Consider the following 24,046-nt stretch of genomic DNA (forward strand, 5'->3'; position numbering starts at 1 on the left):
GCCATGAGCACGACCATCACGCACGAAGACCTCGGTACTCGGATCGAGGAGGTCCTGCGGCGGCGCTTCGCCGAGCGCGCCGTGGCCGCCGAGCATCACGGGGCCGAGTTCGCCGCGCTCTGGAACGAGGCCGCCCAGCACGCCCTCGGCGGCAAGCTCCTGCGTCCGCTCATGCTGATGGAGCTCTTCCCCGCGCTGGCGACGACCGTGCCCACCCGACGCGAGACCGAGGGCGCGATCGACGTGGCCGCGCACGTCGAGCTGTTGCACTTCGCGTTCCTGCTGCACGACGACGTGATCGACGGCGACCTCACGCGGCGCGGGCGGCCCAACCTCATCGGCTCCCTCGTGGCGCGGCGCCCCGACGAGACCGCGGCCGCCGCCCTGCACTGGGGACGCGCGAGCGCGATCCTCCTCGGCGATCTGCTCCTGTCGACCGCGGTGCTCGGCTTCGCCCGCGCCGAGGTGAGCGCCGACGGCCGCGAGCGGCTGCTGGCCCTGCTCGACACCACCGTGTTCGAGACCGTCGCGGGTGAGCACGCCGACGTCGCCCTCAGCGATGGCATCGTCACGCCCGACCTGCGGACCATCCTCGCCACGAGCGCGTCCAAGACCGCGACCTATTCTTTCGTGCTGCCGCTGCGCGCCGCTGCCGTCCTCGCCGGAGCCAGCGCGGAAGCCGAGGAGCAGCTCACCCAGATCGGCACCCACCTCGGACTGGCGTACCAGCTGCAGGACGACCTCCTCTCGGTGTTCGGCGACCCGCACGCACACGGCAAGGACGCCTTCTCCGACCTCCGAGAGGGCAAGGAGACCGCGATCATCGCGTACGCGCGCATGACGAGCCACTGGCCGAGCATCGAGCTGCGCTTCGGCATGGCCGACCTCAGCGCGTCCGACGCCGGCGACATCCGCGACCGTCTGCGCGAGTGCGGCGCCGAGCGCTTCGTCCGCGGACTCGTGCAGGAGCAGCTCACCGCCGTGTCGACCGTGCTCGCCGAGGCGGAGGAGTCCGGCACGCTCAGCCCCGCGGCCGGGCGCACGATGCTGGCGATCGCCGACCGCATCGAGGGCCGCCGCCGATGAGCCCCCGCCCCGTCGAACGCCCGGATCCCGCCGCCCTGCGCCGCTTCAGTCGCACCGCCGAGATCGCCACCACCGACGTCATCCGCACCTACTCCACCTCGTTCGGTCTCGCCACCCGGCTTCTCGGCACGCGGCATCGCCAGCACGTGCGCAACATCTACGCCATGGTGCGTATCGCCGACGAGATCGTGGACGGGGTCGCGGCCGAGGCGGGGCTGGACGCCTCGGCGCAGGCCGCGGCACTGGACTCGTACATCGCCGAGACCCACCGCTCGATGCGCACCGGGTACAGCAGCGACTTGATCCTGCACGCGTTCGCCCGCACCGCGAGGGAGTGCGCCATCGGCGAGGACCTGACGGGGCCGTTCTTCGACTCCATGCGTGCCGACATCTCCCGCGACGCCGGGTTCACCGCCTACGACGCGGACGCCCACGCCGCCTACGTCTACGGCTCGGCCGAGGTCGTCGGGCTCATGTGCCTGCAGGTGTTCCTCCGCGATGCCGACCGCACCCCGGAGGAGCGGGAGATCCTGCACCGGGGAGCCCGGCGGCTCGGAGCCGCGTTCCAGAACGTCAACTTCCTGCGCGACCTCGCCGACGACACCGACCGCCTCCAGCGCGGCTACCTCGGTGGCACCGAACGGCTCACGGACGCCGACCGCGACGCCTGGGTCGCCACGGTCGAACGCCAGCTGGCCGACGCCCGCGCCGCGATCCCCCTCCTGCCGAAGGACGCGAGGGCGGCCGTCCGCAGCGCGCTGGCGCTGTTCGCCGCACTCACCCGCCGCGTCGCGAAGACCCCCGCCGCCGAGCTCTACCGCCGCCGTGTGCGCGTGCCGGACCCGGTGAAGGCGCTGCTCGCGGCACGGGCCGTCGCGACCACCGCGTGGGAGCGTGACCGATGAGCCGCGTCGTCGTGATCGGTGCCGGTGTCGCGGGGCTCGCGACCGCGGGGCTCCTCGCCCGCGACGGGCACGAGGTCGTGGTGCTGGAGCGCAACGACCGGGTGGGCGGACGCGCCGGAACGCTCGAACGCGAGGGCTTCCGCTTCGACTCCGGCCCCTCGTGGTACCTGATGCCGGAGGTGTTCGACCACTTCTTCCGGATGATGGGCACCAGCACCGAGGAGCAGCTCGACCTGACGCTGCTCGACCCCGGGTACCGTGTCTTCCGCGCACCGGAGTCGGCGGAGGGCGCTGTCACCGTTCCCGCGGGCCGCGATGCCGTCCGACGACTGTTCGACGACCTCGAGCCGGGCTCCGCTGCCACGCTCGACCGCTACCTCGACTCGGCGTACCACGCGGGCACCATGGCGCAGCGCTACTTCCTCTACAACCCGTTCACCCGCACGCGCTCCCTCGCGGCCCCGGAAGTGCTGCGCGCCCTCCCCCGCCTGTTCTCCCTCCTGGGAACCCGACTCCAGTCGTTCGCCGCCCGGCGCTTTCGCCACCCCGTGCTCCGGCAGATCCTGGGCTACCCGGCGGTCTTCCTCGGCACCGATCCGCGCAGCGCCCCCGCGATGTACCACCTCATGAGCGCGCTCGACCTCGATCAGGGCGTGCTGTACCCGCAGGGCGGATTCTGGCGCGTGGTCGAGCGGATCGCGGCCCTGGCCGAGGACTCGGGCGTCCGCATCGTGACGGGAGCCGAGGTCACCGGCATCCTCACGCGGGACGACAGCGCCGGGACGCACGTGTGGGGCGTGGGGTGGACGGACCCCAGCGGAGACCAGCACGTGGAAGAGGCGGACATCGTGGTGTCCGGCGCCGACCTGCACCACACGGAGACCGCGCTGCTGCCGCCGTCGCTGCAGTCGTACCCCGAGTCGTGGTGGGCGCGGCGGACAAGCGGGCCCGGCGGGGTGCTGGTCATGCTCGGGGTACGGGGATCGCTGCCGCAGCTGCCGCACCACTCCCTGTTCTTCACCGACGACTGGGACGCGAACTTCGACGCGATCTTCGGGCGCACCCCGCAGATCCCCGCACCGGCATCGACGTACGTGTGCCGCCCGAGCGCGACCGACGCCGACGTCGCGCCCCCCGACCACGAGAACCTCTTCGTCCTCGTCCCGGTGCCCGCCGATGTCGACCTCGGCCATGGCGGATCGGACGGATCCGGCTCGCCGCAGATCGAAGCGGCCGCCGACGCCGCGATCGACATGATCTCCTCGTGGGCGGGGATCCCGGACCTGCGCGAACGCATCGTGGTGCGCGAGACCGTGGGACCTGCCGACTTCCACGACGACTACCACTCCTGGCGCGGCGGAATGCTGGGCCCGGCGCACACCCTGTCGCAGAGCGCGATGTTCCGCGCGCAGAACGCGTCGCGCCGAGTCCGCGGGCTGTACTACGCGGGCGCCACGACGGCGCCCGGGGTCGGCGTGCCGATGTGCCTGATCAGCGCGGAGCTGGTGCTCAAGCGCATCCGCGGCGACCACTCGCCCGGTCCCCTCCCGGAGCCGGCGCCCTCGGAACGGACGGCCCGGCCGTGACCGGCGCGATCTACCTCGGCGCCCTGCTGGTGTCGCTCGGGTGCATGCTGCTGCTGGACTGGCGCTTCCGCCTGTTCTTCTGGCGCGACGTGTTCGCCGCGGCCGTCGTGACGGTGCTCGGGGTCGCGTTCTTCCTCGTCTGGGACGTGGCGGGCATCGCCGCCGGGATCTTCTTCCGCGGTGATGCGGTGATCGCGACGGGCATCGTCCTCGCCCCGGAGCTGCCGATCGAGGAGCCGGTCTTCCTGGTGTTCCTGGTCGTGTGCACCATGGTCCTGTACGGCGGTGCCGTGCGGATCATGGAGCGCCTCCGCGCACGGTCGCCCCGCGCGGAGGTCGCCCGATGACGTATCTGCAGCTGTCCGCCGTGTTCCTGGCCGTCGCCGCAACGGGCGGCCTCGTCGCCGCGCTCGTGGCCCGGCGCGGTCCCCACGCGGGCGCTCTGACCGCCACCGCCCTGACCCTCCTGGCGCTCACGGCCGTGTTCGACACCGTCATGATCGCGACCGGGCTCTTCCACTACTCCCCCGCACATCTCGTCGGCGTACACATCGGTCTCGCTCCGCTGGAGGACTTCGCCTATCCGGTCGCCGCGGTGCTGCTGCTGCCCGCCGTGTGGACCGCCCTGCGGGCGCGACGTTCCCGTAGGGGGACCTCGGCCGCGGCGACCGCAGCCGCCACCGAACGGGAGGAGCGCGCATGAGCCGGGCGTCCGTGCCGCGCACGGGAGTCGGACACGACATCGCGCAGATCCTCCTGTCGTCGCGGCCCATCAGCTGGATCAACACCGCCTTCCCGTTCGCCGCCGCCTACCTGCTCAGCACGCGCGAGATCGACCCCACGTTCGTCATCGGCACGCTGTACTTCCTCATCCCCTACAACCTGGCGATGTACGGCATCAACGACGTGTTCGACTACGCGTCCGACCTGGCGAACCCGCGCAAGGGCGGGATCGAGGGAGCACTGCTGTCGCCGCGCATCCACCGCGCCACCCTGTGGGCCGCTGCCGCGACCAACGTGCCGTTCCTCGTCTACCTGTTCGCGGTCGGCAACCCTGCGTCGTGGTGGTGGCTCGCGGTGAGCGTGTTCGCGGTGATCGCCTACTCCGCGCCGGTGCTGCGCTTCAAGGAACGGCCGTTCCTCGACTCGATCACGTCGAGCACCCACTTCGTCAGCCCGGCCATCGTCGGCCTCGCCCTCGCGGGAGCTCCGGTCTCGGCGGCGACCGTGGTCACGCTCGGCGCGTTCTTCCTGTGGGGCATGGCGGCGCACGCGTTCGGCGCCGTGCAGGACGTGGGGCCGGACCGCGAGGGCGGCATCTCGTCCATCGCCACCGTGATCGGTGCCCGAGCCACCGTGCGCCTCGCGATCGGCCTCTGGGCGGTGGCGGGGGTTGCGATGCTCCTCACGCCCTGGCCCGGCCCCCTCGCGGCGGTACTCGCCGTGCCCTACATCGTGAACGCCGCACCGTGGTGGAACGTCACCGATGACACCTCCGGCAGGACCAACCGCGCCTGGCGCCGCTTCATCGCCCTCAACTACATCGCCGGCTTCCTCGCCACGATGATCCTCATCCTCGCCTGGGTCTCCTGACTCCGACGCCCCCGCGACGAACCCACCTCCTCCCGAAAGGAACCCGATGTCCCGCCCCGCCGAAACGCCGACCCCGCCGTCCCGAGAGCGCGTCCGTCGCCACTCGTGGCTGCGGGTCTTCCTCCCGGTCCTGCTGATCCTGGTGTGGCTGGCCGGGGCGTCGTTCGGTGGCCCCCTGTTCGGCAAGGTCGACGAGGTCTCCTCGAACGACCAGACCACGTACCTGCCCGAATCGGCCGACGCGACCACCGTGCAACAGCTCCTGGGTGAGTTCAACGACAGCGACGCGATCCCGGCCATCGCGGTGTTCACCTCGGACCAGGAGCTGACGCAGACCGAGCTCGACGCGATCAGCGATGCGGTCGCCGACGCTCCGTCGGTCGAGGGCGTCGCGGACGACGTCTCGCCCGCGCTCCCCTCCGACGACGGGAAGGCCGTGCAGGCGTTCATCCCGATCGAGGGCGACGCGGAACTCGCCGATACCACCACGGCGCTCGGCGAGGAGTTGCGCGCGGCGGTCCCCGACGAGGTCACGGTCTACATCACCGGACCGGCCGGTTTCAGCGCCGACCTGGTCGCCGGCTTCTCGGGGATCGACGGCCTCCTGCTCGGGGTGGCGCTGCTGGCGGTCCTCGTGATCCTCGTCCTGGTCTACCGGTCGTTCCTGCTGCCCCTCGTCGTGCTGTCCACGAGTCTGTTCGCGCTGTGCGTCGCGCTCCTGGTGGTGTGGTGGCTGGCGAAGTGGGAGATCCTGCTGCTGAGCGGACAGACCCAGGGCATCCTGTTCATCCTCGTGATCGGCGCCGCGACCGACTATGCGCTGCTCCTCGTCGCCCGCTTCCGTGAAGAGCTGCGCGTCGCGCAGGACAAGGGCGTCGCGCTGCGGGCCGCGTGGAAGGGCTCGGTCGAGCCGATCGTCGCGTCAGGCGGCACCGTGATCGCCGGACTGCTGTGCCTGCTGCTCAGCGACCTGAAGTCGAACAGCACGCTGGGGCCGGTCGCCGCGATCGGCATCGTGTTCGCGATGCTGTCGGCGCTCACACTGCTCCCGTCGTTGCTGCTGCTCTTCGGGCGCGCGGTGTTCTGGCCCCGCCGGCCCCGTTTCGAGCCCGAGGTCGTCGCGGAGGAGCACGGCATGCGCACCACCGGGCTGTGGGCTCGCCTCGCCGGCGCGGTGAAGAAGCGCCCCCGGGTGATCTGGATCGTGACGACGCTCGTGCTCCTGGCCGGAGCCGCCGGAGTCACCCAGCTCGACGCGGTGGGAGTGCCGCAGTCCGACCTCGTGCTCGGAGCCTCTGAGGCGCGCGACGGGCAGGTCGCGCTGGGCGAGCACTTCCCCGGCGGGTCGGGCAGCCCGGTGTCGGTCGTGGTCGACGAGGAGCGCATGCAAGACGCGGCGGACGTGCTCCTGTCCAACGACGGGATCGACGGGGTCACGGTGACCGCCGCCGACTCCCCGAGCGGCTCCGCGCCGATCGACGAGGACGGGATCACGGCGGTCGGCCCTCCGGGAACCCCCGCGCCGGATCCCACGGTCGTGGACGGTCAGGTGCTGCTGCAGGGGACCCTGACCGACGCAGCGGACTCCGCCGAGGCTGCCGCGACGGTGCGGGAGCTGCGCGTCGAGCTCGACGACCTCGGTGCGATCGTGGGCGGCGTCACGGCGACATCGGTCGACACGAACGATGCCTCGATCCACGACCGCAACCTCATCATCCCGGTGATCCTGCTCGTGATCATGCTGATCCTGATGCTGCTGCTCCGGTCGATCCTCGCCCCGGTGCTGCTGATCCTGACCACGGTGCTGTCGTTCGGAACCGCGCTCGGCGTGTCCGCGCTCGTGTTCAACGGGATCTTCGCGTTCCCCGGCGCCGACCCGGCCGTCCCGCTCTACGGCTTCGTCTTCCTCGTGGCCCTGGGCATCGACTACAACATCTTCCTGATGACCCGCGTGCGCGAGGAGTCGAAGCAGCACGGAACACGCGAGGGCATCCTGCGCGGGCTCTCGATCACCGGGGGCGTCATCACCTCTGCCGGCCTCGTGCTCGCTGCGACGTTCGCCGCCCTCTCGGTGATCCCGATCCTGTTCCTCGTGCAGCTCGCGTTCATCGTCGCGTTCGGCGTCCTGCTCGACACGTTCGTCGTGCGCTCGCTGCTCGTGCCCGCTCTCACGTACGACATCGGGAAGGCCATCTGGTGGCCGTCCGCGCTGTGGCGCCGCGGGAAGCCGTGACGACGGGATCGCGGGAAGGGTGCCCTCGACAGGATTCGAACCTGCGACCTGCCCTTTAGGAGAGGGCTGCTCTATCCTGCTGAGCTACGAGGGCGCGCACCCAGTCTACGGGACCGGGATGCGCGCCCTCGGCCGCTCAGGGTCAGGCCGCGAGGGCGAGGTACGGCTCCCACCGCGGGTCGCTCCGCTCGGACCCCCGCACCGTCCAGGCGGTGCCGTGGGGTGGGCGCGGCGTGAACCGCAGCTGCCACCGCATCTCCTGCGGCGTGCGATTGCTCTTGAGGTTGTTGCACCGCAGGCAGCACGCGACGAGGTTCTCCCACGAGTCCGCTCCCCCGCGCGACCGGGGCAGGACGTGGTCGATGGTCGATGCCGACTTGCCGCAGTAGCCGCAGCGGTGGTCGTCGCGGCGGAGCACCCCGCGCCGGGTGACCGGAACACGTCGCCCGGTCGGCACCCGCACGTAGCGGGACAGGATGATCACGGCTGGCCGGTCGTAGACACCGTGCGTCCCCCAGACGGGGTCGTCTTCGACGCGCTCGATCACGGTCGCTTTCTCATTCATGACCAGGACCAGTGCTCGCTTGAACGACACGATCGCCAGCGGCTCGTACCCGGCGTTCAGGACCAGTGTGCGCATTCGTCATCCTCTCGATCCGCCGGGACGGCTTCCCGGCACTCTCGACTCACACGGCATCGCACAGGTGGTGGAGTGCACGCAGGGACGAAAAAAGGCGCTGTCTAAAGACAGCGCCTTTCGCGCGCGGCCGGACCGCGGCATCCCTGCGGGCGATGCTGAAGGACGTGACGACCGAGGACATCCATGGTTCGGATGGTCGGTATTCGCTCCATCAGCCTCTCCCGCCTGTTCGACGACGGGTTCAGGCTAACCCATCCCACAGGGGGCAGGGCGCAACAGCGGGTGAACGATCGGAGGTGTGTCCGTCAGCCGGCGTTGATCGAGAGCCAGTTGCCCGGCTCCACCAGGCCGCCGTTGATCCACACCTCGAAGTGCAGGTGGTTCGCGGTCGAACGTCCCGTGCTGCCGACGTAGCCGATGAGCTGACCGGCCGCGACGCTCTGGCCGGCCTGCACCTGACGCGAGCCGTAGAGCATGTGGCCGTACGTGGTCTGCACGCGCTGGCCGCCGATGACGCTGTCGAGCATGACGCACACGCCGTAGCCGCCGATGTTCTCGGCCGAAGCCCGGACGACGCCGGCCGCAGCCGCGTAGATCGGGGTGCCCGCGGGTGCGAGCATGTCAATGCCGTTGTGACCGCCGCCGATGGTGCGGCTGACGTGCCACGAGCCGAGCGGCAGCGGATAGCGCACCTCGCCGGAGCCCGGCGCGGTGAGCGCGTAGCCGGCCGTGTTGAAGCGACCGCCCGACGACGAAGCCGCAGCGGTGGCGGCGGCCGCGGCGCGAGCGGCAGCGGCCTCCTCGGCCTTCTTCTTCGCGATCTCGTCGGGAGTCGTCGCGCTGAAGGTGCCGCGCACGACAGGAGCGGAGGTCGCCTCGGAAGCGACGACCAGCGACTGCGCGTCGACCGCGGCGAGCTGCTGCACCGTCGTGGTGGCGGCGTCGGCCGGCTTGGACGCGGCGTAGGCGGGAAGCGCGACGGCGGCGACCAGTGCACCGACGGCACCGAAGATCGCCACCGACCGGAGAGGCTTGACCACCTTTCGCGCCGTCACCTTCGGTGGGGTGCGGCGAGCCGGAACTCGATCTTCAGGTGTCTTCTCGGTCGGTTCGATGTCTGCGGCCAAAACGTGGTCCTCCTGGGCCTTCGCACCTCGGGTGTGCTGGCTCATCGGCGCTCTCCTCGATGGCGCGGATGGGGAATCGGGTACGAGAGTCATCCGTGCCGAGAAGGCGATGAGCCTGAAGGCGTATCTTCGCGGTCCATCCCCAACGGGCTTCTTCGCTGAGGACCTGACCGAGGTTACCGGAAGATAACGATCATGTCACCCTGGGAAACTGGCAATCCTCGGTGAGGCCGTCCGACGCCCCGAGACGGTGCGCGACGAACCGCGATTCTGCGGCGCGATCAGGCCGGTTCGCCCACCAGGAAGATGTGCGACGCGAGCTCGACGGGAAGCTCGAGCCCCTCGTCCTTGCCGTCCATCTGGATGAGGACGTAGCCCTCGTTGAACCGGAAGTCACCGCGCGCCCCCGGTACGACGCCCGCATCGCGCAGCTGCTCCAGCAGCTCGGGGTCGACCTGCGCGGGCTCGGCCAGACGACGCACCGTGCCCTCGACGGGCTCGCCCGCCGCGTTCAGACGCTGCACCAGACCGACGACGCCCTCATCGAACGTGCGGGCCGGGAGGTCGCCGAGCTGATCCAGACCGGGGATCGGATTGCCGTAGGGCGACTCCGTGGGATGCCCGAGCAGCTCGACGAGGCGGCGCTCCACCTGCTCGCTCATCACGTGCTCCCAGCGGCAGGCCTCTTCGTGCACGAACGCCCAGTCGAGTCCGATCACATCCGACAGCAGTCGCTCGGCGAGACGGTGCTTGCGCATCACGTCGACCGCCTTGCGGCGACCGGCGTCGGTGAGCTCGAGCGTACGATCCTCGGAGACCACGACGAGCCCGTCGCGCTCCATCCGCCCGACCGTCTGCGACACGGTCGGTCCGGAGTGGCCGAGCCGCTCGGAGATGCGCGCGCGCAGCGGCACGATGTTCTCCTCCTCGAGTTCGAGGATGGTGCGGAGATACATCTCCGTGGTGTCGATCAGATCGGTCATGTGCGGGCCCTCCGAAGTTCTTAGGCAAGCCTACATTCCCGCGGGGACATCGGATCGACCGCGGGCGGGGCGGCCCCGTGCGCTCCCCCTAGAATCGACCCATGGCGATCGAGATTCCCGGTGACCTCCTGCCCGCTGACGGGCGCTTCGGCTGCGGCCCCTCGAAGGTGCGGCCCGCACAGCTGGAGGCGCTGCTCTCCTCCGGCTCGTCGATCCTCGGCACCTCGCATCGTCAGGCGCCCGTGAAGAACCTCGTCGGCAGCGTGCGCGAGCGGCTCGCCGCGCTGTTCCGCATCCCGGACGGATACGAGATCCTGCTCGGCAACGGCGGCTCCACCGCGTTCTGGGATGCCGCGGCGTTCGGCCTCATCGAGCGCCGTAGCCAGAACCTCGTGTTCGGCGAGTTCGGCGGCAAGTTCGCCGCCGCCGCCGGGGCCCCGTGGCTCGAGGCCCCCGACGTGCGCAGAGCGGAGCCGGGGTCCCGCACGCAGGCCGCATTCGTCGACGGGATCGACGTGTACGCGTGGCCGCACAACGAGACCTCGACCGGCGTGAGCGCTCCGGTGTCGCGCGTCGACGCCGACGGGGCCCTGACCGTGATCGATGCGACGAGCGCGGCGGGCGGCATCGACTTCGACGTCGCGCAGGCCGATGTGTACTACTTCGCCCCGCAGAAGAACCTCGGGTCGGACGGCGGACTGTGGTTCGCGGCCGTCTCGCCCGCCGCGGTCGACCGCATCGAGCGCATCGCCGCTTCGGGCCGCTACATCCCCGAGTTCCTCAGCCTCAAGCAGGCGGTCGACAACTCCCGACTCAACCAGACCCTCAACACCCCGGCGCTGACCACGCTGCACCTGCTCGACAGCCAGCTGCAGTGGATCCTCGACAACGGCGGCCTCGCCTGGGCTGCGGCGCGCACCGCGGAGTCGTCCTCCGTGCTGTACGACTGGGCCGAGGCCTCCACCGTGGCGACGCCGTTCGTGTCCGACCCGGCACACCGCTCGCCGGTCGTCGCGACGATCGACTTCGACGACAGCATCGACGCGGCAGCGATCGCGAAGACGCTGCGCGCCAACGGCATCGTCGACACCGAGCCGTACCGCAAGCTCGGACGCAATCAGCTGCGCGTCGCGACGTTCGTCTCCATCGAGCCCGACGACATCCGTCAGCTCACGCGCTCGATCGACTACGTGCTGGAGAACCTCGGCGGCTGAGCGCCGGGACTCACTCCTCCTCGTCGACCTCGCCGGCGTCCGCACCGCGGACGTCGGCGTCGTCGTCTTCGGCGTCGTCGGCGTCTTCGTCTTCGTCTTCGGCGTCGTCGTCTTCGGCGTCGTCTTCGTCTTCGGCGGCGTCGTCTTCGGCGTCGTCGTCGACATCCGCGTCGTCGTCCTCCGCGTCGTCGGATGCGGAGTCGTCGAGCTCGTCGATGTCGACGCCGTCGAGGTCGCCGGCGTGAAGGATGTCGGACGCCTCGTCGTCATCCTCGTCGAGCTCGTCGTCCAGGACATCGTCGAGTTCGACGTCCGCGGCTCCGTCTGTCCGGTCGCCGTCATCGCCGTCCGTTGCCGCCGCAGCCGCGTCGGCGAGCTCGGCCTGGTGCGCGCGATACTCCGCCAGGCGCTCGGCCCAGGGCACCCATTCGGGCGCGAGGAGTGCGCCGTCGCCCGGCAGGAGCTCGGCCTCCAGCACCGTGGGCTCTTCGTCGTCGACGCGGGCCACCGTCACGGTCCAGTACCACCCCGGATATCCGGCCAGCCGGTTCTCGAAGCGCAGCGAGACCGATCCGTCTTCCTCTGCGATGTATCCGGCGGCCGGCCCGATGGTGGACGCGGGAGTGAACTCGCGCAGCGCTGCGAGCGCGAGATCGTGGGCTTCGACGAGGCGGGCGTCAGCCTCAGGCTTCGAGGTCATCAGCGACCTTGCGCAGAACGGCTGCGATCTTGCGGCCGTGACCGGAGGACGGGTAGCGCCCGCGACGCAGATCGCCGCCGATGCCGTCGAGCAGCTTCACCAGGTCTTCGATGATGATCGCCATGTCGTCGGCGGGCTTGCGCTTGGCCTTCGCCAGGCTGGGCGGGGCCTCGAGCACCCGCACGGACAGCGCCTGCAGGCCGCGCTTGCCATCGGCGACGCCGAACTCCACGCGCGCACCCGCCTTGATCGCGGTGCCGGCCGGCATCGCGGAGGCGTGCAGGAAGACGTCCTGGCCGTCATCGCTGGCGATGAAGCCGAAACCCTTGTCTTCGTCGTAGAACCTGACCTTGCCGGTGGGCATGGGTGAACCTCGCTGGTATCGAAAAGCAGAACAGAGCGCGCTCGTGCGCGTGCGTCCAGCCTACCGGTCGCGGGGCGAACGGAACCGACCGCGCCGGGGCGAGTAGTCTGGAGCGGATGAGCACGCAGAGCCCCGGACCGGAGGTCCCCATCCGCCGGATCGATCGCATCCTGGCGTTCACCGCACTCGGGATCGCCGCCGCCTCCGTGGTGTGCTTCTTCGCGATCATCATCGGCACCGCCACGGGCATGGACCGCGCCGCGTTCGGTGAAGGCGCGTGGCCGGTCGTCGCCGCGATCCCCTACTGGGGGCTGCCACTCGCGTTCGTGCTGATCATCACCCTGCTGATCATGAGCTTCGTCCGGAAGGGTCGCGCGCAATCGCGTCGCTGAGCCCCCGCCGATGAGCACGCACGCACGACCACTGGCCGACCGCCTGGCCGCAGCGAGCGATGCCGAGCTCCGGGAGCTGTTCGCCGCCCGCGGCGTACGCCCCGACGCGACGTGGCAGGACTTCTTCGATGCGGCCGAGGCCCTGCTGGAACCGTCCTCCCTGAGCCGAGTCCTCCCGGCACTCACCGCCGCGGAGGCCGCGTCCCTCGTGGATGCCGTCGCCGGTGAGCGGCCGGGCGAGGGCCGCGAGCGACTGGTCGCCCTCGCCCTCCTGCGCGCCGACGGGACACCGCAGCCGCCCGTGGACCTGCTTGTCGAAGGCCGCGCGCGGCCGACGCCGATCGACGCCACTCCCCCCGCGCCGTCCTCCGAGGCCACGTCCGCTCACGCCGCCGAGCGCGCCTTCACCACGGTCGCGCGCCTCGCCGACCTCCTCCTCATCGCCAGGGAGCGGCCCTTCGCCCTCCTGCTCGGCGGAGCGGTGAGCGCCGGCGAGAAGCGACAGCTCGCCGAGGCCGGGCTGCCCACCGAGGGCATCGACCTGCTCTCCGGACTCGCCGTCCGTGCCCGGCTGGCGGCCCCGGTCGACCGTCGGCTGCGCACGACCGCGCTCGCCGAGGAGTGGCTGCGCTCTTCCGTCGCCGCCCGCTGGACGCTCCTCGCGACCGCCTTCCGCGACTCCCTGCCGCGCGGTCTTCGCCCGGCGACTGCCGGGTGGATCCCGGTGTCGCAGTGGCCGCTCGCGCACCCCTGGGACGCCGCCTGGACGGAACACGCCGCTGAGCTCACGGAATCGGCCCGGCTGATCGGTCTGATCGCCGACGACGGCACCGAGCCCCCCTGGGCCGCGCCGCTCCGACGCGGAGAGCCCGCCGACGCCCGCACCCTCGTCGCACAGCTCCCGGCGGAGGTCGACCGCATCTTCCTCCAGAACGACCTCACGGCCATCGCTCCCGGTCCGCTGCAGCCCGCGCTCGACGTGCGACTGCGCACGATCGCCGTCCGGGAGTCCGCTGCACAGGCCTCCTCCTACCGGTTCACCGCCGAGTCGGTGGCCCACGCCTTCGCCACCGGGGAGAGCGAACACTCCATCCTCGACTTCCTCGGCGCGATCTCCCTCACCGGAATACCCCAGCCGCTGGGCTACCTGGTGGCGCAGACCGCCCAGCGGCACGGCCTCATCCGGGTGTCGGTCGACGGCGAGACGGGGCGCACCCGGATCGAGAGCAGCGACCCGCACGTGTTGGAAGCCCTCGCGGTCGATCAGGCGCTCCGACCGCTCGCGCTCACAGCCCACGTGGGCTCGCTCACCACGCGAGTGGCACAGGACACCGTGTACTGGGCGCTGACGGACGCCCGCTACCCCGCGAGCCTCGTCGACGAGGACGGAGCGATCGTCGTGCGCGACCGCCACCCCGCCGCTCCCCCGGCCGACGGACACGACCCCGCTGACGACTACGACACGCTGATCGCCCGGCTGCGCGATCGCCAGGGTCCGGACGCCGATGCCGCCTGGCTCGACCGGGAGCTCGAAGCCGCGGTGCGAGCCAAGGCCGTCCTGCGTGTGACGGTCGGCATGCCGGACGGATCCACGCGGGACCTGCTCCTGGAGGCCACGGGTATCGGCGGCGGACGGCTGCGCGGCCGCGACAGGGCCGCCGACGTCGAGCGCACGCTCCCGGTGTCGAGCATCCGCGCGGCGACCGTCGTGGCCCCGTGAGGCCCTGCCCTCCGGACGGCCGGTAGACTGGGCAGCTATGTCTGATGGCCCCCTGATCGTCCAGAGCGACCGCACCGTGCTGCTCGAGGTCGCCCACGCCGATGCCGAGAGCGCCCGACACGAGCTCGCGATCTTCGCCGAGCTGGAACGCGCGCCGGAGCACATCCACACGTACCGCATCACCCGCCTGGGACTGTGGAACGCGCGAGCCGCAGGGCACACGGCAGAAGACATGCTGGAGACACTCGACCGCTGGTCGCGTTTCCCGGTGCCCCCGTCGGTCGCCGTCGACCTGCGCGAGACCGTCAACCGCTACGGGCGGCTCGTCATCGAGCGCGACAACGAGGGCGTGCTGATCCTGCGGTCGACCGATCCCGCCGTGCTGGCGCAGGTCGCGAACAACAAGCGCATCCAGCCGCTGCTGATCGGCCACCCGACTCCCGAGACCTTCGTGGTCGACGCGTGGGCCCGCGGACAGATCAAGCAGGAGCTGCTGAAGATCGGCTGGCCCGCGGAGGACCTCGCGGGCTACACGCCCGGCACTCCGCATGAGATCGAGCTCGCCGAGGACGGCTGGCACATCCGCCCGTACCAGCAGGACGCGGTCGACGCCTTCGCGAAGGACGGCTCCGGCGTCGTGGTCCTCCCCTGCGGCGCGGGCAAGACGATCGTCGGGGCCGGAGCCATGGCCGCGACGAAGACGACGACGCTGATCCTCGTGACCAACACGGTCTCGGCGCGACAGTGGCGCGACGAGCTGCTCAAGCGCACCAGCCTCACACCGGAGGAGATCGGCGAGTACTCGGGGCAGTCGAAGGAGGTCAAGCCGGTCACCATCGCGACCTACCAGATCCTCACCGCCAAGCGGAAGGGCGAGTACGCGCACCTGGCGCTGCTCGACGCCTTGGACTGGGGCCTCATCGTGTACGACGAGGTCCACCTCCTGCCCGCGCCGGTGTTCAAGCTGACCGCCGACCTCCAGGCCCGCCGCCGCATCGGCCTGACCGCGACGCTCGTCCGTGAGGACGGCCGCGAGGGCGACGTCTTCAGCCTGATCGGGCCGAAGCGCTTCGACGCTCCCTGGAAGCAGATCGAGGCGCAAGGGTTCATCTCCCCGGCCGTCTGCTACGAGGTGCGCGTGGACCTTCCGCCGAGCGACCGGCTGGAGTACGCCGCGGCGACCGATGACGAACGCTACCGCCTCGCCGCGTCGGCGCCCGCCAAGATCGACGCCGTCCGCGAGCTGATCGCGAAGCACGAGGGAGAGCAGATCCTCGTGATCGGCCAGTACCTCGATCAGCTCGACTCGCTGTCCGATGCGCTGAACGCACCGCAGATCACCGGATCGACGCCGGTCGAGGAGCGCGAGGAGCTGTACCGCGCCTTCCGCGAGGGCGACATCTCACTTCTCGTGGTGTCGAAGGTGGCGAACTTCTCCATCGACCTGCCCGAGGCCTCGGTCGCCATCCAGGTGTCCGGCTCGTTCGGCTCACGGCAGGAGGAGGCCCAGCGGCTCGGACGGCTCCTGCGTCCCAAGCAGTCCGGACACACGGCGAGCTTCTACACGCTCGTCGCTCGGGACACGATCGACCAGGACTATGCGCAGAACCGCCAGCGGTTCCTCGCCGAGCAGGGCTACAGCTACACGATCATGGACGCGGACGCGATCGCCGCGGCCGCCTAGCCTCGGCGGCGCGGCTTCCGGCGCTCCGAAGGTAATCAGCAACCGCATGGCCGAAGTCACCATAATGGGGACATGACTGCTGCGCGCATCCTGGTCGTCGACGACGAGCCCAACATCCGCGACCTGCTCTCCACGGGTCTCAGCTTCGCCGGGTTCCAGGTGAAGACGGTCGCCAACGGCGCCGCCACGATCTCGGCCGTCCTCGAGGAGGAGCCGGACCTCATCATCCTGGACGTCATGCTGCCGGACATGAACGGCTTCAGCGTGACCAAGCGCCTCCGCGGCGCCGGCTTCACCGCTCCCATCCTGTTCCTCACCGCCAAGGACGGCACGGACGACAAGATCGAAGGCCTCAACGCCGGCGGCGACGACTATGTCACCAAGCCGTTCAGCCTCGACGAGATCGTCGCCCGCGCCCAGGCCATCCTCCGTCGCACCATGCAGGCCGACGAGGAGTCGATCATCCGCGCCGGCGAGCTGTCGATGGATCAGGACACCCACGACGTCTACGTCGGCAAGGAGCCGATCGAGCTGAGCCCGACCGAGTTCAAGCTCCTGCGCTACCTGATGCTCAACCCCAACCGGGTGCTCTCGAAGGCTCAGATCCTCGACCACGTCTGGGAGTACGACTTCAACGGCGATGCCGGCATCGTCGAGAGCTACATCTCCTACCTGCGTCGAAAGATCGACCCGCACACGGAGGAGTCGCTGATCCAGACGAAGCGCGGCTTCGGCTACATGCTCAAGGTCGGCAAGACGGTCTGACGACCACGCACGGAACCGCCCTCGACGGCGGGATCGCCACAGCAGGGAGGGCCGCATGGCGCACGAGCCGGATGCGGTGACCACGTGGTGGCGGCGGATCAGCCTCCGCGCCAAGGTCACCGGCGTCACGGTCGCTGTGCTCGCGCTCGGTCTGCTGGTGGCCGGGATCGGCACGGTTCCGCTGCTGCGCAACGCGCTCGTGGAGAACATCAACGCGCAACTTCCTGCCCTCGTCACGAGCGATCTGATCGAGCGCTACTTCGACACCACGACGATCGACGGCGTCACGACCTACACGCCCCGCGACGAGAAGCCCCGCGACTTCTCTTTCGCGGTGTACGACGCGGAGGGCGCGCTGCGCGCCACGGCCCCCAGCGCGTCGGGTCGTGCCCCCTTCTTCCCCGCGGAGTACTCGCTCTCGGAGGCACAGGCGAACGAGGACAAGGTGCTCGCGCTCGAGGGGGACAACGGCAGCGTCTACCACGGGGCCGTCGCCCTGGTGCAGCAGGAGGGCACGCCGCTCAGCATCCAGATGGTCGCTCTGCCGTTGGCCGAGGCCGATCGCATCATCAGCCAGTACTTCGGCATCTACATCACGATCGCGCTGATCACGATCTTCGTCGCCGCATTGCTCACGCGCGGCCTGGTGACGCTGACGTTCCGGCGGCTGGGGCAGGTCGAGCAGACCGCCATGTCGATCGCGGCGGGCGACTTCCGACAGCGCCTCACCGACCTGGAACCGACCACCGAGGTGGGCCGCCTCAATGCCGCGATCAACACGATGCTCGACCGCGTCGATCGCTCCCTCGCGCAGCGCGACCGGACCGTGCAGCACATGCGACGCTTCATCGGCGACGCGAGCCACGAGCTGCGCACCCCGCTCGTGAGTGTCCGCGGCTACGCCGAGCTCTATCGCATGGGCGCGATCACGGGCGAAGAGGACACCGCCAGGGCCATGGAGCGCATCGAGAAGGAAGCGATCCGGATGGGGGTGCTGGTGGAAGACCTGCTGGCGCTGGCTCGGCTCGATGAGGAGCGCGAGCCCACGATCGAGCCGCTCGACCTCCGGCCGATCGCGCGCGACGCGGCGCTCGACGTACGGGCGGCAGCACCCGGCCGGGTGGTCTCGGTGATCGACCGGACGCTGGAGAACGTCCCCACGGCGCCGGTGCGCACGCCGATCGTCCCGATTGAGCCCGAGCGCACGACCCCGCGCGTGCGGCCGCTCGCACCGCTGTCTCGGCTGCGCCGCCGCGCCAAGCAGAACGAGGAGCCGCCGGCCATCGACTTCAGCGAGGTGCAGGACATTCCCGTGCGGACACCGCCGATCGTGCTCGGCGAGGAGAACAAGGTGCGCCAGGTCGTGACCAACCTCTTGGGCAACGCGCGGCGCTTCTCCCCCGCCGACAGCCCCATCGAGATCGTCGTGGACTCGGATCGCCTGGCGGGAACGGCGAGTATCGCCATCGTCGATCACGGAGAAGGCGTGCCGCCGCAGATCCGGGAGCAGATCTTCGAGCGGTTCTGGCGAGCGGACACTTCGCGGGCGAGGGAGACCGGCGGATCTGGGCTGGGCCTGGCGATCGTGGCCTCCATCCTGAAGGCGCTCAACGGCGACATCGCGGTCTCCGAGAGCCCGGGGGGCGGGGCGACCTTCACGGTCACGCTGCCCCTGGCACCAGCCCAGGCCACGCCGGCCCACCTGCTCGAAGACACGCAACCGCTCGACCCGCTCGACCTGCCCTGACTGCGACGCGCGGCGCTGGCTCTGCACGGAGTCGTGAGCGGACGAGGTGTCCCCAGGACGCAGGGGTGACCCGCCTCCCGTCCGCTCCATCGACGTGGCCTCACCTACCGTCGGAAGCTCCGAGATGAAGGAGTTCCTCATGACCGTATTCACCGTCGACACCGATGCCATGCACGCCGCGCACGCCTCCACCCGCGCGACCATCGAGCGTCTCCGTGCCGAGTCATCGACGCTCATGGCGCAGCTCAGGCAGTTGCAGTCGTCGTGGGTGGGAACCGCGTCCAATGCGTTCCAGGGGTGTGCCGAGCAGTGGCAGGGCGCGCAGCTCCACGTCGAGCAGGTGCTCGACGGTATCGGCACATCGCTCGGCTCCGTCGCGACGCAGTACGCCGACGCCGACCAGTACTCGGCGAGCATGTTCCGCTGAGCGTCGGCTTCACTTCCCGTGAACACCAGAAAGCCCCCGGCCGGAGCCGGGGGCTTTCTGTGGATGCAGCGGGATCAGAAGTCCATGCCACCCGAGGGGTCACCCACGGGAGCGGCAGCCTTCTCCGGCTTGTCGGCGACGACGGCCTCCGTCGTCAGGAACAGGCCGGCGATCGACGCGGCGTTCTGCAGCGCGGAGCGCGTGACCTTCGCCGGGTCGATGATGCCCTGTGCGAACATGTCGCCGTACTCGCCGCTGGCGGCGTTGAGGCCCTGGCCCGCGGGGAGCTCGGAGACCTTGTTGGCGACGACACCCGGCTCGAGACCGGCGTTGAGGGCGATCTGCTTGAGCGGAGCCTCGATCGCCACGCGGACGATGTTCGCACCGGTCGCCTCGTCACCCTCGAGGGACAGGGCGTCGAGCGCCTTGGTGCCGGACTGGATGAGCGCGACGCCACCACCGGGGACGATGCCCTCCTCGACGGCCGCCTTCGCGTTGCGCACGGCGTCCTCGATGCGGTGCTTGCGCTCCTTGAGCTCGACCTCGGTTGCAGCGCCCGCCTTGATGACGGCCACGCCACCGGCGAGCTTCGCCAGGCGCTCCTGCAGCTTCTCGCGGTCGTAGTCGCTGTCGGTGTTCTCGATCTCGCGACGGATCTGCGTGACGCGACCCTCGATCTGGTCGGCCTCGCCGGCACCCTCGACGATCGTGGTCTCGTCCTTGGTGACGATGACCTTGCGGGCACGACCCAGCAGGTCGAGCGTCGCGTTCTCGAGCTTCAGGCCCACCTCTTCGGTGATGACCTGGCCGCCGGTGAGGATCGCGATGTCCTGCAGCTGCGCCTTGCGACGGTCGCCGAAGCCGGGAGCCTTGACGGCGACCGACTTGAAGATGCCCTTGAGCTTGTTCAGCACGAGCGTCGCCAGAGCCTCGCCCTCGACGTCCTCGGCGATGATGACGAGCTCCTTGCCGTCCTGGATCACCTTGTCGACGATGGGCAGGAGGTCCTTGATGTTCGAGACCTTCTGGTTGGCGATGAGGATGTACGGGTCCTCGAACACGGCCTCCTGGCGCTCCGGGTCCGTGACGAAGTACGGGTTCAGGTAGCCCTTGTCGAAGCGCATGCCCTCGGTGAGCTCGAGCTCGGTGCCGAAGGTCTGCGACTCCTCGACGGTGACCACACCCTCCTTGCCGACCTTGTCGATCGCCTCGGCGATCAGCTCACCGATGGCCGGGTCTGCCGCCGAGATGGACGCGGTCGCGGCGATCTGCTCCTTGGAGTCGATCTCCTTCGCGCTGCTCAGCAGCTCCTCGGTGATGGCGGCGACGGCCTTCTCGATGCCGCGCTTGAGGGAGATGGGGTCGGCGCCGGCCGCGACGTTGCGCAGACCCTCGCGGACCAGGGCCTGGGCGAGCACCGTGGCGGTCGTCGTGCCGTCACCGGCGACGTCGTCGGTCTTCTTGGCGACCTCCTTGACGAGCTCCGCGCCGATCTTCTCGTACGGGTCGTCCAGCTCGATCTCCTTGGCGATGGAGACACCGTCGTTCGTGATCGTGGGGGCGCCCCACTTCTTCTCGAGCACGACGTTGCGACCACGCGGGCCGAGGGTCACCTTGACCGCGTCGGCGAGGATGTTGAGGCCACGCTCGAGGCCGCGGCGGGCCTCCTCATCGAAGGCGATGATCTTTGCCATGAGTTTTGTCGTCCCTCCTGGACGTAGACGGTGGGTTTAGCACTCAGAGTGAGAGAGTGCTAACGCCATTCTGGCACTCGACACCATCGAGTGCAAGCCGCGTCGCCCGCCTGTGGAGGGGCGTCAGGGAGCGGGAGTCTCCTCGGACTGCTCCGGCGCCGACGCTGAGCGATCGAGGCCGATCACGACGGTGAGCTGCTTGCCGCCCGTCTCGTTCAGATCGGCGTAGAAGTCGTCCTGCTTCACCGCAGCGCCGCCGATCACCCCGGCGAGACCCACGGCCGCCTGCTCGTCCGCGTCGTCGACGTAGTAGATGGTCGTCGTGGCGAAGTCGTCGCTCGCGCTGTCCGTGGCGAACACGATTCCCGCCGGCCAGCCGGCATTGATGAGAGTGTCACGCATCTGGTCGTCGAGGCCGGAATCAGGGGTCGCGTTGAGGATCATGACCGAGTAGCTCGGGTCGATCACACCCGTCTCCTCCGGTGTCGGCACCGCGCTGGGGCCTGCCTCGGGGAACAGCTCGATGCGCCCCATGACGACCAGCGAACCGAAGATCCCGGCGATGATCAGGACGAGCGCAGCCACGAAGGACCACAGCAGGACCACCCAGCCGTTCATGCCCGGAGCCTCCGCGCGGTGGGCCCCGACGCGTCCGGAGGCGCGGGGAACGTCATCGAATCGGTCACGGGAGGGCTTGGACACCCCTCGATGCTAGCGGCACGATGCTGGCAATCCGCGACGGAGGCCAGCGAGCGGAGCGAAGCGGGTCCGTCAGCCGACGAAGCCGGGCATGCGCGCCGCCCGTCGGGTGCCCCGGGTGTCGCGGAGCCGTCGCAGCCGCCGCACCAGGACCGGGTCGAACGCCAGGGCCGCCTCGGAGTCGATGAGTCGTCCGAGCAGCTGGTAGTAGCGCGCCGCGCTCATGCCGAGGGTGCTGCGGATGACCTCTTCCTTCATGCCGCCATGCCGCGGCCAGGCGGCTTCGAGGGCGAGGATCGCGCGGTCGCGTTCCGTGAGGTCTCCGAGCATGGCTCCAGGTTAGGACGCGGTGACGCCATCGCCCGCGCGCCACTCCCACCATCGCCCGAGCGGGTCGGCCGCCGCCCGCACCCTGCCGTCGAGCGCGACCACGAAGCCGGACCATGTCGTCGCGTCCACGGACGGCCGCCACACGTCGAGCAGTCCGGGTGGGTCGATCGTGATCCATCGCGCCGGCAGCCCCTGGATCTGCGCGACGAGAGCCTCGCGCGCACGGCGGGGGATGTGGACGAGCACCCCGGGCGTCGTGACGACGGGGGTGGCACCCACGGGCACCATCGCCAGGAGCTCCTCGAGCCTCTCGGCCGCGTCGCCGGCGAGCAGCAGCGGTGGATCGGCTGCAGCGATGTCGAGCGCGGCCTCGATGCGGCGCTCGCGCCCGGACTCCCCCGGCCACACGAGCCCGCGCAGCCACCGCCGGTCTCCGTCGTCCGCGGCATCGAGCGGTGCGAGATCGATGCCGCCCCGCCACACGACCTCGGGCAGGCGAACACTCGGCATCGTCCCCGTCACCCGACTCTGCAGCACGACCGGGGAGGGACCGTCGTGCGGGTCGACGGCGAGCCGTTCGGAGCCCTCGGCCGTCACGTAGCGATACGAGTACCGGTCTGGGTACAGGCAGAGACCGGCCGATGCACCGAGCTCGAGAAGCGCGATCGGCCCCTCGATCTCGGAGAGGACCGGGAGCAGCGCCGCCAGCCGCAGCGGCTCGTTCGTCTGCAGGGACCGCGCCGCGCACTCGGCCACGAGCACGTCGGCGTGCGCCAGGACGAAGGCGCGCCACGCCGCGTAGTCCTCGAGCGGGGCGCCCAGCAGCCGGGACACCGCGAACACCAGCGGTGGCTGGCGGTGCGTCTCCGGGATGCCACGTAGCACATCGCGCAGCTGCTCGTCATCGCTGACGCCGGCCGCCCACTCCCCGTACAGGGGGCTGCGCCCGGGGGCCTCGTCGCGCGCGAAGCGGGCATAGCGCTCCCGGATCGGGTCGGTCATGCGTCCATTCTGACGCGCAGCGCCGAGACACCGCCGCAGCGTGGAGAATGGAGAGGACCCGAGGAGGACGCAATGTCGTACAGCGTGGACAAGACCGAAGACGAGTGGCGCAAGGAGCTCGGCGAAGAGCAGTACGCGGTGCTGCGCCAGGCCGCGACCGAGCGCGCCTGGACCGGAGAACTGCTCGACGAGGAGCGCGCCGGCCTGTACACGTGCGGAGCGTGCGGCGCCGAGCTGTTCAAGAGCGGCACCAAGTTCGACTCCGGGTGCGGGTGGCCCAGCTTCTACGAGTCGATCCGGCCCGACGCCGTTGAGCTCCTGGAGGACGACAGCCTGGGCATGGTGCGCACCGAGGTCCGCTGCGCGACGTGCGGCTCGCACCTCGGGCACGTGTTCCCCGACGGCTTCGGCACTCCCACGGGCGACCGCTACTGCATGAACTCGATCGCGCTGAACTTCACGCCAGACGAGTCGTGAGCGCGCTCGACGCCGTCCGCGCACGACAGTCCTGGTCGAAGGTCGGAGACACTGCGCCCGGGCGGGAAGAACTGCTGACCCTGGTGGCCGCGGCCGGACGCGTCGCCGATCACTCCTCGCTGCGACCGTGGCGGCTGATCGAGCTGCGCGGCGCCGATCGAGAGGCCCTCGGAGCAGCGATCGCCCAGGCGCAGGGCGACGACTCCCCCTCGACGAAGCCGCTGCGCGCCCCCCTGCTGATCGCGGTGGTGGCCAGCTACCAACCGAGCGAGAAGGTGCCGCGGTGGGAGCAGGAGGCCGTCGCCTCCGGCGTCGCCCACGTGCTCAGCCTCCTGCTGGACGAAGCAGGGTGGGGTGTGATCTGGCGCACCGGACATTACACGCGGTCGCAGCCGGTCGCGGCGATGCACGGCCTCGCCGACGACGAGGAGCTGCTGGGCTGGCTGTACGTCGGCGACAAACCGCCGGGGAAGTCGCCGGGCCGACGCAAGGCCGTCGACGCGCGCAGACTGCTGACGCGTCTCCCCTCGACCCAACCGGCCGTCGCCGCCGCCGAGCCCGCCGAGAACGAGAAGAAGGCCGAGGCGAACGCGGAGAAGAAGGCCGAGGCGAACGCGGAGAAGAAGGCCGCCAAGAAGGCGAAGAAGAAGGCGAAGAAGGCCGCCAAGAAGGCGAAGA

The 24,046-nt window shown here is 70.3% G+C and carries 25 protein-coding genes and 1 tRNA gene; 16 read left to right on the forward strand and 10 right to left on the reverse strand.

Annotated features, from left to right (window positions below; genetic code table 11):
- The first annotated feature begins 3 nt into the window (after positions 1–3).
- From DW299_RS15125 to DW299_RS15155, 7 genes are read left to right on the forward strand one after another with little or no spacing between them, the layout of a single operon-like run.
- The gene (locus DW299_RS15125) at positions 4–1,086 is read left to right on the forward strand and encodes a polyprenyl synthetase family protein (protein WP_136037068.1); all 1,083 of its coding nucleotides are present in this window, start codon (positions 4–6) and stop codon (positions 1,084–1,086) included.
- On the forward strand, positions 1,083–1,991 hold the full coding sequence (locus tag DW299_RS15130; RefSeq protein ID WP_136031568.1) for a phytoene/squalene synthase family protein: 909 nt from the start codon (positions 1,083–1,085) through the stop codon (positions 1,989–1,991). Before DW299_RS15125 ends, DW299_RS15130 begins: the two co-directional genes overlap by 4 nt.
- Complete coding sequence (gene crtI, locus DW299_RS15135) at positions 1,988–3,577, forward strand: phytoene desaturase family protein (RefSeq protein ID WP_136031565.1); 1,590 nt, start codon at positions 1,988–1,990, stop codon at positions 3,575–3,577. Before DW299_RS15130 ends, crtI begins: the two co-directional genes overlap by 4 nt.
- A 44-nt stretch (positions 3,578–3,621) precedes the next feature.
- The gene (locus tag DW299_RS15140) at positions 3,622–3,924 is read left to right on the forward strand and encodes a lycopene cyclase domain-containing protein (protein ID WP_136037078.1); all 303 of its coding nucleotides are present in this window, start codon (positions 3,622–3,624) and stop codon (positions 3,922–3,924) included.
- Positions 3,921–4,280 carry a lycopene cyclase domain-containing protein gene (locus tag DW299_RS15145; RefSeq protein WP_136031563.1) on the forward strand — a complete coding sequence of 120 codons (360 nt, stop codon included), beginning with the start codon at positions 3,921–3,923 and terminating at the stop codon, positions 4,278–4,280. The genes DW299_RS15140 and DW299_RS15145 overlap by 4 nt, the downstream gene beginning before the upstream one ends.
- Entirely contained in the window at positions 4,277–5,170 is an 894-nt protein-coding gene (locus DW299_RS15150) for a prenyltransferase (RefSeq protein ID WP_136031561.1), read from the forward strand. Before DW299_RS15145 ends, DW299_RS15150 begins: the two co-directional genes overlap by 4 nt.
- A gap of 46 nt (positions 5,171–5,216) precedes the next feature.
- Positions 5,217–7,403: an MMPL family transporter gene (locus tag DW299_RS15155; RefSeq protein ID WP_136031559.1), complete on the forward strand. Its 2,187-nt coding sequence runs from the start codon at positions 5,217–5,219 to the stop codon at positions 7,401–7,403.
- A gap of 20 nt (positions 7,404–7,423) precedes the next feature.
- On the opposite strand, the gene DW299_RS15160 is transcribed toward DW299_RS15155, so the two are convergent.
- From DW299_RS15160 to DW299_RS15175, 4 genes are all read right to left on the reverse strand, one after another.
- Positions 7,424–7,497, reverse strand: a tRNA-Arg gene (locus tag DW299_RS15160).
- A 48-nt stretch (positions 7,498–7,545) separates the two neighbouring features.
- A complete protein-coding gene (locus tag DW299_RS15165) occupies positions 7,546–8,043 on the reverse strand; it encodes an HNH endonuclease (RefSeq protein WP_136031557.1) in 498 nt (165 codons plus the stop codon).
- Positions 8,044–8,348: 305 nt separating this feature from the next.
- Positions 8,349–9,083, reverse strand: a complete 735-nt coding sequence (locus DW299_RS15170) for a M23 family metallopeptidase (protein WP_240744570.1) — start codon at positions 9,081–9,083, stop codon at positions 8,349–8,351.
- A 368-nt stretch (positions 9,084–9,451) separates the two neighbouring features.
- Complete coding sequence (locus tag DW299_RS15175; RefSeq protein WP_136031553.1) at positions 9,452–10,153, reverse strand: iron-dependent transcriptional repressor DtxR; 702 nt, start codon at positions 10,151–10,153, stop codon at positions 9,452–9,454.
- Between the two features lie 101 nt (positions 10,154–10,254).
- On the opposite strand from DW299_RS15175, the gene serC reads away from it, so the two are divergent.
- Complete coding sequence (gene serC / locus DW299_RS15180) at positions 10,255–11,367, forward strand: phosphoserine transaminase (RefSeq protein ID WP_136037069.1); 1,113 nt, start codon at positions 10,255–10,257, stop codon at positions 11,365–11,367.
- Between the two features lie 10 nt (positions 11,368–11,377).
- On the opposite strand, the gene DW299_RS15185 is transcribed toward serC, so the two are convergent.
- Positions 11,378–12,067, reverse strand: coding sequence for a DUF3027 domain-containing protein (locus DW299_RS15185; protein ID WP_136037070.1), 690 nt, complete (start codon positions 12,065–12,067; stop codon positions 11,378–11,380).
- On the reverse strand, positions 12,051–12,431 hold the full coding sequence (locus tag DW299_RS15190; RefSeq protein WP_136031547.1) for a cold-shock protein: 381 nt from the start codon (positions 12,429–12,431) through the stop codon (positions 12,051–12,053). The genes DW299_RS15185 and DW299_RS15190 overlap by 17 nt, the downstream gene beginning before the upstream one ends.
- Before the next feature lie 116 nt (positions 12,432–12,547).
- Between DW299_RS15190 and DW299_RS15195 the strand changes: the two genes are divergently transcribed.
- The 6 genes from DW299_RS15195 to DW299_RS15220 all read left to right on the forward strand — a co-directional run bounded on the left by DW299_RS15195 (position 12,548) and on the right by DW299_RS15220 (position 19,166).
- Entirely contained in the window at positions 12,548–12,823 is a 276-nt protein-coding gene (locus DW299_RS15195) for a multidrug ABC transporter ATPase (protein WP_136031545.1), read from the forward strand.
- Positions 12,824–12,833: 10 nt separating this feature from the next.
- Entirely contained in the window at positions 12,834–14,543 is a 1,710-nt protein-coding gene (locus DW299_RS15200; RefSeq protein ID WP_136037071.1) for a helicase-associated domain-containing protein, read from the forward strand.
- A gap of 37 nt (positions 14,544–14,580) precedes the next feature.
- Positions 14,581–16,227 (forward strand): DNA repair helicase XPB, encoded by a 1,647-nt coding sequence (locus DW299_RS15205; protein WP_136037072.1) that lies wholly within the window; start codon positions 14,581–14,583, stop codon positions 16,225–16,227.
- Between the two features lie 72 nt (positions 16,228–16,299).
- On the forward strand, positions 16,300–16,992 hold the full coding sequence (locus DW299_RS15210; RefSeq protein WP_136031539.1) for a response regulator transcription factor: 693 nt from the start codon (positions 16,300–16,302) through the stop codon (positions 16,990–16,992).
- A 55-nt stretch (positions 16,993–17,047) separates the two neighbouring features.
- On the forward strand, positions 17,048–18,739 hold the full coding sequence (locus DW299_RS15215) for a sensor histidine kinase (protein ID WP_136031538.1): 1,692 nt from the start codon (positions 17,048–17,050) through the stop codon (positions 18,737–18,739).
- 139 nt (positions 18,740–18,878) lie between these two features.
- Positions 18,879–19,166 (forward strand): WXG100 family type VII secretion target, encoded by a 288-nt coding sequence (locus tag DW299_RS15220; RefSeq protein WP_136031536.1) that lies wholly within the window; start codon positions 18,879–18,881, stop codon positions 19,164–19,166.
- 74 nt (positions 19,167–19,240) lie between these two features.
- Here the strand turns inward: DW299_RS15220 and groL are convergent, their stop codons facing one another.
- The 4 genes from groL to DW299_RS15240 form a co-directional block, all read right to left on the reverse strand.
- Complete coding sequence (groL, locus tag DW299_RS15225; protein ID WP_136037073.1) at positions 19,241–20,860, reverse strand: chaperonin GroEL; 1,620 nt, start codon at positions 20,858–20,860, stop codon at positions 19,241–19,243.
- Positions 20,861–20,983: 123 nt separating this feature from the next.
- Entirely contained in the window at positions 20,984–21,562 is a 579-nt protein-coding gene (locus tag DW299_RS15230; protein ID WP_206252986.1) for a LytR C-terminal domain-containing protein, read from the reverse strand.
- 69 nt (positions 21,563–21,631) lie between these two features.
- On the reverse strand, positions 21,632–21,889 hold the full coding sequence (locus tag DW299_RS15235; protein WP_136031532.1) for a DUF3263 domain-containing protein: 258 nt from the start codon (positions 21,887–21,889) through the stop codon (positions 21,632–21,634).
- A 9-nt stretch (positions 21,890–21,898) separates the two neighbouring features.
- Entirely contained in the window at positions 21,899–22,891 is a 993-nt protein-coding gene (locus DW299_RS15240; RefSeq protein WP_136037074.1) for a DUF2332 domain-containing protein, read from the reverse strand.
- Positions 22,892–22,963: 72 nt separating this feature from the next.
- On the opposite strand from DW299_RS15240, the gene msrB reads away from it, so the two are divergent.
- Positions 22,964–23,368, forward strand: coding sequence for a peptide-methionine (R)-S-oxide reductase MsrB (gene msrB / locus DW299_RS15245; RefSeq protein ID WP_136037075.1), 405 nt, complete (start codon positions 22,964–22,966; stop codon positions 23,366–23,368).
- Positions 23,365–24,046 (forward strand): nitroreductase family protein (locus tag DW299_RS15250; RefSeq protein ID WP_136037076.1); only part of this gene is annotated, 682 nt, incomplete at its 3' end. The genes msrB and DW299_RS15250, both read left to right, overlap by 4 nt.

Source organism: Microbacterium sp. K35 (assembly GCF_004794375.1).
Lineage (GTDB): Bacteria > Actinomycetota > Actinomycetes > Actinomycetales > Microbacteriaceae > Microbacterium > Microbacterium sufflavum.